9 protein-coding genes are annotated in these 12188 nt (G+C 44.6%); 5 read left to right on the top strand and 4 right to left on the bottom strand.

Translation table 11 applies throughout. The annotated features are described in order from the left end of the window. The coding region (locus CXF86_RS03255) for an HIT family protein (RefSeq protein ID WP_308303111.1) at positions 1-409 on the top strand (409 nt) is incomplete at its 5' end. 106 nt (positions 410-515) lie between these two features. Then, on the top strand, positions 516-863 hold the full coding sequence (locus tag CXF86_RS03250) for a DUF6404 family protein (RefSeq protein WP_102038315.1): 348 nt from the start codon (positions 516-518) through the stop codon (positions 861-863). 122 nt (positions 864-985) lie between these two features. Here CXF86_RS03250 and CXF86_RS03245 read toward each other — a convergent pair whose 3' ends face one another. Together CXF86_RS03245 and gltB are read right to left on the bottom strand one after the other, a co-directional pair. Further along, entirely contained in the window at positions 986-2395 is a 1410-nt protein-coding gene (locus CXF86_RS03245; RefSeq protein ID WP_101090504.1) for an FAD-dependent oxidoreductase, read from the bottom strand. A gap of 6 nt (positions 2396-2401) precedes the next feature. Then, positions 2402-6850, bottom strand: a complete 4449-nt coding sequence (gene gltB / locus CXF86_RS03240) for a glutamate synthase large subunit (RefSeq protein ID WP_101090503.1) — start codon at positions 6848-6850, stop codon at positions 2402-2404. A 488-nt stretch (positions 6851-7338) separates the two neighbouring features. On the opposite strand from gltB, the gene CXF86_RS03235 reads away from it, so the two are divergent. The 3 genes from CXF86_RS03235 (at position 7339) to oxyR (ending at position 9948) form a co-directional block, all read left to right on the top strand. After that, positions 7339-8253: a tRNA modification radical SAM protein MnmL/YtqA gene (locus CXF86_RS03235; protein ID WP_101090502.1), complete on the top strand. Its 915-nt coding sequence runs from the start codon at positions 7339-7341 to the stop codon at positions 8251-8253. A 227-nt stretch (positions 8254-8480) separates the two neighbouring features. Continuing rightward, complete coding sequence (locus CXF86_RS03230; protein WP_101090501.1) at positions 8481-8846, top strand: Hpt domain-containing protein; 366 nt, start codon at positions 8481-8483, stop codon at positions 8844-8846. Positions 8847-9048: 202 nt separating this feature from the next. Then, positions 9049-9948, top strand: a complete 900-nt coding sequence (gene oxyR / locus CXF86_RS03225) for a hydrogen peroxide-inducible genes transcriptional activator OxyR (RefSeq protein ID WP_101090500.1) — start codon at positions 9049-9051, stop codon at positions 9946-9948. Positions 9949-10040: 92 nt separating this feature from the next. Here the strand turns inward: oxyR and CXF86_RS03220 are convergent, their stop codons facing one another. Then, a complete protein-coding gene (locus tag CXF86_RS03220; RefSeq protein WP_101090499.1) occupies positions 10041-11117 on the bottom strand; it encodes an adenylate/guanylate cyclase domain-containing protein in 1077 nt (358 codons plus the stop codon). Between the two features lie 124 nt (positions 11118-11241). Further along, positions 11242-11913 (bottom strand): DNA mismatch repair endonuclease MutH, encoded by a 672-nt coding sequence (gene mutH / locus CXF86_RS03215; RefSeq protein WP_101090498.1) that lies wholly within the window; start codon positions 11911-11913, stop codon positions 11242-11244. Positions 11914-12188: the final 275 nt, after the last annotated feature.

The following is a 12188-nucleotide window of genomic DNA, read 5'->3' as shown; positions in this document are numbered from 1 at the left end:
TAAGTCTTGGAGATTAGATGTGACCATAGTTGAACAAATAGTCAAACGAGAAATTGAGGCTGTTATAATTTTTGAAAATGATGAAGTAATTGCTTTTCTTGATCATGACCCAATCAATCGTGGTCATGTTCTAATTTGCCCAAAAAAGCCCTTTCATGACTTTATTGATGTTCCAGAAAATGTCATGAATGAGATACTCGTTGTCGCAAGGGGTATCTATCGAAAAATGGTTGAAAAATATTCCCCTGATGGAATTAGCTTTATTCAGAACAACGGTAGTTGTAATGAGCTTGAACACTATCATTTGCATATTTTTCCAAGGTTTAATAATGATAGTTTTGGCTGGTTAAGTTCTGAAATCGGTTTGCAAAACAAAAAGCAGCTTGAAATCGAAGCCGTCGGCTTATAACAAGGCATTGAAAACGGAACTAAAACAGTTGGCTGTTTTCGTTCCTCAACATTTCAGCCAACAACTTTTTGCCCATTATTAGGGCGTTAGCTACAAGGAGTGTTAAATGTCGTTTCAGGATAAATTAGAGGCTGCACAAAAGGAGCTTAGTGAAGCCAATATATGGAAATCCAATCATAATCCACCTATTTCAGTATTATTAATAAAACTTGGATTCAATATTCGTCCATTTCATTACTGCTCATTTATAAGCAACTTTATCACCGCCTCTTTATGGTTTGGTAGTGTATGGGGACTTCTTATGTGGTTTACCTCTTGGCAATCTAGCGGGATGACAATTCAAGCCGCCTTAATAGGTAGTTTCTTTGCTGGAATATTATTTGGCTTATTTATGGCGCTCTATTACAAACATAGCGCTAAGAAAAATAATTTAAGCCATTGGCATACATTGTAGCTAACAAGCAAATCAATCAGGATAAATAACAGTTGGTTTTTGCTCCTACGTACAAGTAAAAAAAAAGCGCTCCTTTCGGAGCGCCAATCACAAACTGTTGGACTTAAGCTACAACCTAGAACTTAATCTTCGAAGGTGTTGAGAATGCCGAGTGCGGCATCTCGTCCTTCGGCTATCGCGGTAACGACTAAATCAGAACCTCGGACCATATCGCCTCCAGCAAAGACTTTAGGGTTGCTGGTTTGGAATGGGTTGTCGGCGACTTTCGGCGCTTTGACTAAACCCCAGTCATTAAGCTCAATATCAAAATCAGCTAACCATTTTGCCGGGCTTGGTTGGAAACCAAAGGCGATAATGATGGCGTCAGCTTCAAGGACTTGTTCACTGCCCTCAATTGGCACTGGGCGACGGCGACCACTGGCATCGGGCTCACCGAGCTCGGTTTCAATGCACTCGATACCCACCACTTTGCCATCGACGGTTTTAATTTCACTGGGCTGGCGGTTAAACAGAAATTCAACGCCTTCTTCACGCGCATTTTTAACCTCACGGCGTGAACCTGGCATGTTTTCTTCATCACGGCGATAGGCACAAGTGACTGTCGTTGCCCCTTGTCGCACTGCGGTGCGGACACAATCCATTGCGGTATCACCACCACCGAGCACCACAACGCGCTTACCTTTAAGGCTTAGATAAGGGTTATCGATACACTCAGTGCCCATCACGTTATGGGTGTTACCGATAAGGTACGGCAGCGCTTGATGAACACCTTGGGCGTCTTCACCTACAAGGTTCGCTTTCATCGCGGTATAGGTGCCCATGCCGAGGAAAACCGCGTCGTAGTTTTCAATCAACTCTTTAAAGTCGATATCTTTGCCGACAGTAACACCGAGCTTAAACTCGATGCCCATGCCCTCAAGCACGTTACGGCGAACTTGCATCACCTCTTTGTCGAGCTTGAACGAGGGAATGCCATAAGTGAGTAGGCCGCCAATCTGCACGTTTTTATCATAAACGATGGCTTGCACACCGTTACGGGCGAGTATGTCGGCGCAACCTAGTCCCGCAGGGCCCGCACCAATAATGGCGACGCGCTCTTTACGTGGAGTGACTTTTGACAAATCAGGGCGCCATCCCTGAGATATTGCGGTATCGGTAATGTACTTTTCTACATTACCGATTGTAACAGCTCCGAACTCTTCGTTAAGCGTACAGGCACCTTCACAAAGCCTATCTTGTGGGCAAACGCGGCCACAAACCTCCGGTAGAGTATTGGTTTCATGAACCAAGTCAGCCGCTTCCATAATACGGCCCTGTTTTGCTAACTCCAGCCAATTAGGAATGTAGTTATGCAGTGGGCATTTCCATTCACAATAGGGGTTACCGCAGTCGAGACAGCGGTCAGATTGCTCTACTACCTGTTGTTTAGCAAAAGGTTGATAAATCTCTATAAACTGCGTAGCACGTTGTTTGGCAGCGTGTTTAGTGGGGTCTTTACGCCCAACTTCAATAAACTGAAAATCATTGCTCATTTTTATTTACCCCGCTCTGACTGCTAGTGCAGGTTCTGATGGCTCTAATTTTAACAGATCGCTTAGCTCAACATTTTTTGGTTTGACCAAAATAAAACAATCTATCCAGTTTTCAAAATCACTTAAGATCATCTTGGCATGTTCGCTGTTGGTTTCTTTAACATGCTGCTCGATCAACTCGCGTAAATGTTGTTGCTGAATAGCGGACTCTACTTTGTGAGTGTCGACCATCTCAGTATTGACGCGGCGATTAAATCGACCAAACTGATCAAATACATAAGCAAAGCCGCCCGTCATGCCCGCACCAAAGTTAACGCCTGTACAGCCTAGTACCACAACGATGCCACCGGTCATATATTCACAACCGTTATCACCTAAGCCTTCAACTACGGCAATTGCGCCGGAGTTACGCACCGCGAAACGCTCGCCAGCCTGACCCGAGGCAAACAATTTACCGCCCGATGCGCCATACAAACAGGTGTTACCTAAAATGGTAGAACGCTCTGATTTGAATGGACTGCCTAAAGGTGGATAAACACAAATTTTACCGCCTGACATGCCTTTGCCGACGTAATCGTTAGCGTCGCCACACAGCATTAGCTCGAGGCCTGGAGCATTCCACACGCCAAAGCTTTGGCCAGCACTGCCATTAAACTTCAACATAATGGGAGATTTAGCCCCATCGCGACCCATATGGGTTGCTATATAACCTGAAAGGCTGGCGCCCACTGAGCGATCGGTATTGTTGATGTTGAACATCTCACAAATAGATTCACCCGCGAGTACAGCCTCTTTGCAATCTTCAACTAGGCGTTTATTTAACGTGCCTGGATCTGATGGTGGATTGGTTTCGCGCCATGTGACTGCCGATGCAGCTGGCACTTCAGGGCGATACAGAATTGGGGTTAGATCTAAACCTTGCTGCTTAGCGGTTTCGCCCTCTAATGCCGCTAACCAATCGCTACGGCCAACGAGCTGTTCAAATTCGGTAACACCTAAGTCCGCCATGTACTCGCGGATCTCTTGGGCGACAAACTCAAAGTAAGTCATTACGCGCTCTGGTAAGCCGTGGTAATGCTCATTACGTAGCTGTTTGTTTTGCGTCGCAACGCCGGTTGCACAGTTATTGAGGTGGCAAATACGCAGGTATTTACAACCGAGTGCAATCATAGGCACGGTACCAAAACCAAAGCTTTCAGCGCCGAGCAGCGCAGCTTTAATGACGTCTTTACCGGTTTTTAAACCGCCATCCACTTGCAAGCGAATTTTATGACGTAGGCCGTTGGTCACTAGCGACTGATGCACTTCAGCAAGTCCCAGTTCCCATGGACTGCCAGCATACTTTACCGAGGTAATAGGGCTAGCCCCTGTGCCGCCGTCATAACCCGATATGGTGATCATATCGGCGTAGGCTTTAGCCACGCCAGTGGCGATGGTGCCGACGCCGGGTTCTGAAACCAGTTTGACTGAGACCAAGGCCTTAGGGTTTATCTGCTTTAGATCAAAAATCAGCTGCGCTAAATCTTCAATAGAGTAGATATCGTGATGTGGCGGCGGTGAAATTAGCGTGACACCGGGGCGCGCATTACGCAGCGCGGCAATTTCAACGCTGACTTTATCGCCAGGGAGCTGTCCACCCTCACCAGGCTTAGCGCCTTGGGCTATTTTAATTTGTAATACTTCAGCATTGACCAGGTAATGTGCGGTTACACCAAAACGCCCTGAGGCAACCTGTTTAATGGCTGAGTTACCTTCAGTGTTAAAGCGGCGTGGATCTTCTCCGCCTTCACCCGAGTTGGAGCGACCGCCAAGGCGGTTCATTGCTACGGCTAATGCTTCATGAGCTTCAGGGCTGAGTGCGCCGATACTCATCGCTGCGCTGTCAAAGCGAGTGAATAGTGTTTTAGCGGCTTCCACTGTTGATACATCAACGGGGGCAAGCTCACCCTTTACTTCAATCAAGTCTCTTAGTGTCGCAATAGGGCGGTTATCTACCAGCTCGGTAAAGCGTTTGTAGTTGCCGTAATCTTGATCGCGAAGACTGGCTTGTAGGGTATTGACCACATCAGGGTTAAAGCAATGGTATTCACCACCTTCAACATATTTTAGCAATCCACCTTGTGGTAGTGCTTGGTGAGCTCTGAAGGCGTTCTTGTGTAGCAGTTGTTGATCTTGTTCAATCAACTTGAAACTCGCCCCTTGAATACGGCTAATCACACCGTTGAAGCACAGTTCGACCACTTCATCAGCCAAGCCAACGGCTTCAAACTGTTGACTACAACGATAAGAGGCGACAGTACTAATGCCCATCTTAGACATTATTTTACGTAGACCTTTGTCTATGCCGAGACGGAAGTTGAGCATTAGGTCGCGAGTGTTTTCAACGCCGTTACGTTTAGCTAAATCTGAAATGCACTCATACACCAAGTAGGGGTAGATAGCGGTGGCACCAAAGCCAATTAATACCGCGAAATGATGTGGATCGCGGGCCGATGCGGTTTCAACAATAATGTTGGTGTCGCAGCGCAGGCTCTTGTTCACTAAAATTTGCTGCACGGCGCCAACAGCCATCGCTGCGGGGATCACCTGCTTTGACTTAGCGGTGGCTCGATCTGACAGAATAAGCAGTGTGGTGCCTGTTCTAGCCAAGCGCTCGGCTTCATCACAGATCCGCTTAACCGCGGCTTCAAGACCTTCGCTCAAGTCGTAATTCAAATCGATAGTGTTTGCGCGATAGTAAGTACTATCTAATGCCATTAGCTGACTAAAGTCGCTAAAAAGCAGTACTGGCGAATTGAACATCACGCGATATGCATGTCCGGTGGTTTCATTAAACAGGTTTTGCTCACGACCGGCGCAGGTAGTGAGTGACATAACGTGTTTTTCGCGCAGTGGATCGATAGGGGGGTTAGTCACCTGAGCAAATTTTTGACGGAAGTAGTCATAGATTGTGCGTGACTTTTTAGACAGCACAGCCATAGGCGTGTCGTCGCCCATAGAGCCCGTTGCTTCTTCGCCTTTTTTCGCCAGAACCCAAATGACCTGCTCTAACTCTTCACGTGAGTAACCAAACTGCTTTTGATATTGCAGTAGTTGGTCATCTGAGTATTCTCGTGAGCCTTGCTCGTTAGGGCCAAAATCTTCCGCTGGTTTTAACACTTTACTGTTTTTAGCCATCCACTCTTTGTATGGATGACGACGCTTAAGGTCGTTATCAATCTCAAACGAAGAGTAAAGTTTACCATTCAAGGTATCCAGCACCAGCAGCTCGCCAGGTCCGACGCGACCTTTCTCAATCACTTCATCTGGGGCGTAGTCCCAAATACCGACTTCTGAGGCCAGCGTTAAAATACGATCTTTAGTGATGACATAACGCGATGGTCGCAAACCGTTACGGTCGACCGCGCAAGCCGCATGACGACCATTGGTCATGACGATGCCCGCTGGGCCATCCCAAGGTTCCATGTGCATGGAGTTAAAGTCATAGAATGCTTTTAATTCTGCATCCATCTCTGGATTACTTTGCCACGCTGGTGGAATAAGCAAGCGCATTGCTCGGTACAAGTCCATGCCGCCGGCTAGCAACATCTCTAACATGTTATCTAATGATGACGAATCTGAGCCTGTTTCATTGACGAACGGCGCAGCTTGCTGCAAGTCGGGCAGCAGCGGGGCGTGAAACTTATAGGCACGGGCTCGTGCCCACTGCCGATTACCGGTAATGGTATTGATCTCGCCATTGTGGGCTAAATATCTAAAAGGTTGCGCCAGTGGCCACTTTGGCGATGTGTTGGTAGAGAAGCGCTGGTGGAATAAACAAATAGCGCTTTGCAGGCGTATATCGGCTAAGTCGCTATAAAATGATGGCAGATCTGCAGGCATCATCAAGCCTTTATAGACGATGACTTGCCCCGATAGACTGGCAATATAGAAATCTTTATCGTGGCTTAGTTGCTGCTCTACACGGCGTCTTGCCATATAGAGACGACGCTCTAAGTCTTTTTCGCGCCAGCCAATAGGCGCGTTAATGAGTACCTGAACAATTTGCGGCTGACTTGCTTTGCCGATAGGGCCCAATACATCAGGGTTAACTGGCACATCTCGCCAGCCAGCCACACTTAAGGTTTCTTTCTGTAGCTCTTGTTCTATTAGATGCTTGGTTTGTGATGCCAGCTCTTCATCTTGGCTAAGAAAAAGCATACCCACAGCAAAACGACGGCTTAAATGCCAATCATTTTCTGCTGCAATTGCTTTAAAAAATTCCGTCGGCAGTTGCATTAATAACCCGCAACCATCACCAGTGCGCCCATCTGCGGCAATACCACCACGGTGCTTCATGCGGTCCAATCCGTGAATTGCGGTACGTACTATACGGTGACTCGCTTCACCGTCCATTTGAGCTATAAGCCCAAAACCACAATTGTCCCGTTCAAAACTTGGATGATATAAGCTCATTTGTACACTCCCTAACTTCAACCGATACTACTCGGGAGATAAAGCAAAAAATATCTATAGATATTCACCCGAATCAATCAAATTAACCCTAAGCGCTCTAAAGGTCAAACCAAATTATTGCATAATGTCTATACGAGTCTAACTATTTAATACGCTCGTTTAACTTGGTTTACCTTTACGTAAACTGTAAAATGCTCCGTATAACCTTATGAATAAAAAGAATTTTAAATTGTGCGCCTATTGGGCTTTACGTATTTGCAACAAGTTTGGCGATTGTAACCTATTTGAGGAAAGTGATTTTTATTGCAAATACAGTGAAATGATAATCACTTTGGGGTCTGACTATTTATGCATAAGCTGATGTTGTTTCTCAGTTAATGTGTACAGCATAAAGATTGCAACGAAATTACGGTTATTTGAGCTAGCGCTAATAAATGAATTGAGGAAATGAATAGAATGACGCAAATTTTTAGGTTAGGTGATTTACTTTGGGCTTGGATAGTTACGTTAATACGTTTGGCAGTGTATGTAAGCAGCGATATGGAGAGCGGATCCGTAAGCTGACAATTGATGCAAAATTTACCTGTCCAAACCGAGACGGCACACTTGGCAAAGGTGGATGCACTTACTGCAACGTGGCCTCATTTAGCCATGAGCATAAAACTGAGTTGTCGATACAAGCTCAGTTAAGCCAAGGCCGTGAGAGGTTATCAACCAAACCTTCGAAATATATTGCTTACTTTCAGGCGTACACCAGTACTTATGACGAGTATTTAGTGTTAAAGCAGAAATACGATGAAGCGATACAAGACAGTGATATTGTCGGTTTATGTGTCGGCACGCGGCCTGATTGTGTGCCTGATGAAGTGATAACGTTATTGGCTGATTATCAGCAGCAAGGGCTAGATGTTTGGCTAGAGCTGGGTTTGCAAACGGCCAATAATAGAACCTTAAAGAAGATCAATCGCGGCCATGATTTTGAGGTTTATGCTGATACGGTAAAGCGTGCCCGAGCAAAAGGCATTAAAGTCTGTACACACTTGATTTTGGGGTTACCTGGAGAAGGGCATTCTGACTACCTCACTACGTTAGATAAAGTGTTAGAAGTTGGTGTTGATGGCTTGAAGCTACACCCTTTGCATATTGTAGAAGGTAGCACCATGGCTAAAGCTTGGCGGAATGACAAAATGGAGTTGTTAGCCATAGAGGATTATGCCTACAGTGTGGGAGAGTTAATCCGTCGTACTCCTAAAGACATTATCTTTCATCGAGTGACAGCCTATGCTAAAAAACCTATGCTTTTAGCACCTGATTGGTGTGCTTTTCGCTGGGATGGTTTAGTGGCTATTGTTGATGATTTAAAAGCCAAAGGTGCGCAAGGTAGTCATTTAGCAATCTCTTAACTGTCTATGGCGTAAGCGATTTGTAATGCATATTAAATACCGCTTGGTAAAAATCACTATATTTAGCGAATGGTGATGTTTTTTGATTAATCAAAGGTTAATAGAAGGTTAAATAACCAACGAATTTAACTACATATGACACTAGTTGTTGCACCTATCATTTTAGCGGGTATTATGTGGTAAAATCGTCTTTTAAATACACGGCAATCATTTTGAGAGGTGCCTAGATGGCAGCAGCTGAATTAGAATCAATCTTGGATCTTAATACACTGGAGCAGTACTGCAGTGCAATTGGCGCAGGTACGCTACTTAAAAGTGTCGTATTGTTTGAGCAGCTAATGCCTGAATATATTGGCAATCTAGTTAACGCTTATGAAGCGAAAGATAAAGACACATTGTGCAGTGAAGCTCATAAGTTTAAGGGAGCTGCTGGCTCTGTTGGCTTAAAGCGTATTCAACAGTTTGCACAGTTATTACAACACGGTGAAGAAGCAGCATGGGAGAATGAACATTCGGTTTGGCTAAACGAAATTGTTAACCATGGTTCTAACGACCTCCAAGAATTAAAGCAGTATCTTGAATCTAAAGCATAAGCTTTGATCCAAATATTGAGATGGCGCTGTTTAGGTAACTAAACAGCGCCATTTTTTTAAACACATTATGCTGCTCATTCTATTTGGTAAAACAGTTTGCGTTGCTTCACACTCTGTTGGCGTTTTTAAAGTGAAGGCTCGGTAAAGTGTGGTAGAGTTAAATAGAACCTTTCGATAAATAACGTCATTGGTAATCTGCTTTATGAAACATCTTCCGAGTTTGAAAAATCTGTTTTATTTGGTCAATTTACATCAAGAACAAAATTTTAATCGCGCTGCTAAAATTTGTCATGTTAGCCAGTCTACGCTCTCAAGTGGGATCCAAAACCTTGAAGAGCAATTAGGGCATCAACTTATTGAGCGTGACCATAAATCATTTATCTTCACCGCGATTGGTGAAGAGGTTGTACTACGTTCACGCAAATTACTAACGGATGTTGATGATTTAGTCGAACTGGTTAAGCATCAAGGTGAGCCCATGACCGGCGAAATTCGCTTAGGTTGTATTCCCACTATTGCACCGTTTCTGTTAAGCAGAGTTGTCCAGCATTGCAAAGAAACCTACCCGAATCTAACCCTTTTTTTAAAAGAGGATACAACCGATAGGCTGGTTGACGCATTAGGTAAAGGTGAACTGGATCTGTTGCTACTGGCGTTACCGGTGGATACTAGCGGTTACCATAGTATGAAAGTGGGTATTGACCCATTCAAAATGGTGGTGCATACCGATCTTTCTGACGAGATCCATGAGCCTATCGATTATCAAGACTTACCTGATGAGAGTATCTTCTTATTGCAGGCTGAACATTGCATTACCGGCCATGCCATTAGCGCATGTCAGTTAGGTGAGAGTACTAAAATCAACCCGTTCGCGGCAACAAGTTTGCATACGTTAGTGCAGATGGTGAATTGCAAACTAGGGACCACATTTTTACCGCAAATGGCGATAGATGCAGGGATCTTAAGCAATACTGATTTAATCACGATGGCACCACCGGGTGAAACACCTTATAGGGATATTGGCCTTGTTTGGCGTCAGACATCAAGCCGTATTCTAACTTTTAGAACCTTAGGCTTAGAGATCCAAAAGTTGCTTGAATAAGCTTAATAAAGACCTTTAATATTGATAGTCGCAGTTTACCTCTGAGCGAGACTGCAAGTTCACACCAAGCCGATATAGATATATCGGCTTTTTTATGCCGGATTTTTAGGGGTAACACCAAACACTTCAATAGAGTGCTGTTTTCCTTTTAGCTTAATAGGCCCAAGGTTGTTGAGGTTATATTGGGTTTCGCCATAGTCGAGGCGAGACTTTAACGAACCAGAGATCAACATTCTTTGGCCGAGAGGGTTACATTGATCTTGTAGCCTTGCCAAGGTATTGAGTACATCACTAAAGAAGCTAATCTCTTGTTTTTGAACACCAACGACAGCTGCCACAACTTGGCCACAATGCGCTGCGGCTTTAAACTTGGGCACAAAACCGTATTGCTCTTCAAAATAGCGTCTTTGCCAGCTAAGTTGCTGCGAAAATTCATGATAGATATTAAAACAGCGATCTTGTTTAATCCCATCTTTAAGTGGCCAATGGATAAGCACTGCATCTCCCATATAACGGTAGATCTCGGCTTCGTTGTTGGTCACCGTATCCGCTAACAGGCTAAAGCTATCTTGGATCAAACGGCTAAAGCGGTAATCGCCTAGTGATTCAGCATGAGTGGTAGAAGCGACCATATCCAGGTAAAGAAACAGCCGTTGCTCATATCGTGGCTTATGGTATTTGCCTAGGCCAATATTTAATAACACCCGCGGCCCCACAAGTAGTGCCATTTGTTCGATAAAGGCAAGTCCCACTCTGACCACAACTAGGTAAACGATAAGTGCTTGGAAAGCGGGACTATAAAGAATGTGTGCCGTGAGCATTTGTCGTAGGGTTGTCATGTGGTTTTCAATTGCCCACATGTTGAGATACTGAGTGATATAAGCGAGCGTGGTTGCTCCTAGCAGTAGAAACAGCCCTTTAAAGAGAACGGAGAAGACATAGGGTAAGCGGTTTATGGCACTAAAGTTAGCAATGAGGTTAGACATCCAGTGCAGGCTGCCGAAAATAATCCCCATGTAAATTGAAAGCGTGGCTAAATCAGCAGAACCAATGGCCCACTGAGGAAGTTCAGGCGTCTGCGCGTATCTGAAAAATACGAAAGCCGCCATGGCTACAGTCCAACCGAAAATAGCGAAAGCTAATTTCTTCGCTTGTATACGTGCTCTCACTGTATAAGGGGTATCCAACTGCTACTGTTTTTACGAGGCGCTAGTCTATAGAACATCACCTTACTATTTCCAGTAGTATTTGTGATCTAAGTCAAATGAATGTGAGTTTTGGGTTGGAATTCACTCAAATAAGCCCAGAAAGGACATTTTGAGTGAATTGTGTCTTCAAATAAAAGCCGCGAGGGTTAGTTTTCGACACAGCTCCAGTGTGGTCAATACTTTGGGTTAGCACTTGGCTATTGGCTGCTTTTGGGCGTAATTGTAGAACTTCACCATGGCGAGCGGTGATAGTTTCGACTTTTCCCATGGCGATGAGCTCCATTATTTCTTCCCAATCTTGCTTCAATAATGCCGTTTCTTCGACGGAAGGACGCCACAATATGGGGGAACCTATTTGACGCTCTGCAAGTGGGATATCTCGAGCGCCTTGAACAGGGATCCACAGTACACATTGCAATTTATGGCAAACGACGCTGTTCTCCCAAGTTAGCCCGAGAATATTCGTCAGCGGCGCAACGGTAACGTAAGTGGTTTCGAGTACTTTACCCACTTGGTTAACGGGGATAGTTTTCAACTCTACCCCTAAGTGAACAAAATCGGGTTCGGGTCTTGAGCCTGCAAGGGCGCCAAGTTCCAATTCGATTAACTGGCCAACCCAGCCTTTGTGGCGTTTTAGATCTTTGGGAGATTCCACTTGATGGTAGTTTGCCAGTTGTCCTAGCGTAAGGCCTGCCATTGCTTCAGCGCGTGACATAAGCTCTTCAAGTGTACTTGGTGGTTGAGTTGATTTTTTCATAGCAAAGATTTTACTGCAGTTTTGCTATATAGCAAGCATGGTTGAAATTTAAGCTGAAATCTAAATTCAAATAATCCCAATTAATATATATGCATAAGTTATTGAATATAATCATTTAAAGTGATTGTTGGCTTTAAGCTTAATACGCGTTGTTCAACTTACTCCAGTGCTTTCCCTATTTTTCCAACATAGTTATCCACAGTTTTATTGGATAACTTCCGTTTCCCTCACGACTACTGCAATGAATGTGATCTGTCAATGCTATTTAAAGGCGA

It is taken from the genome of Shewanella sp. GutCb (assembly GCF_002836135.1).
Taxonomy (GTDB): Bacteria; Pseudomonadota; Gammaproteobacteria; order Enterobacterales; family Shewanellaceae; genus Shewanella.
The sequence above is the reverse complement of the archived record's forward strand: the minus strand, read 5'-3'. Positions and strand labels throughout refer to the sequence as shown.

Coding starts and splice junctions, on each gene's coding strand:
- CXF86_RS03230 (WP_101090501.1), top strand. CDS start 8,481: ATGGCAGCAGCTGAATTAGAATCAATCTTGGATCTTAATACACTGGAG.
- oxyR (WP_101090500.1), top strand. CDS start 9,049: ATGAAACATCTTCCGAGTTTGAAAAATCTGTTTTATTTGGTCAATTTA.
- gltB (WP_101090503.1), bottom strand. CDS start 6,850: ATGAGCTTATATCATCCAAGTTTTGAACGGGACAATTGTGGTTTTGGG.
- CXF86_RS03245 (WP_101090504.1), bottom strand. CDS start 2,395: ATGAGCAATGATTTTCAGTTTATTGAAGTTGGGCGTAAAGACCCCACT.
- mutH (WP_101090498.1), bottom strand. CDS start 11,913: ATGAAAAAATCAACTCAACCACCAAGTACACTTGAAGAGCTTATGTCA.
- CXF86_RS03250 (WP_102038315.1), top strand. CDS start 516: ATGTCGTTTCAGGATAAATTAGAGGCTGCACAAAAGGAGCTTAGTGAA.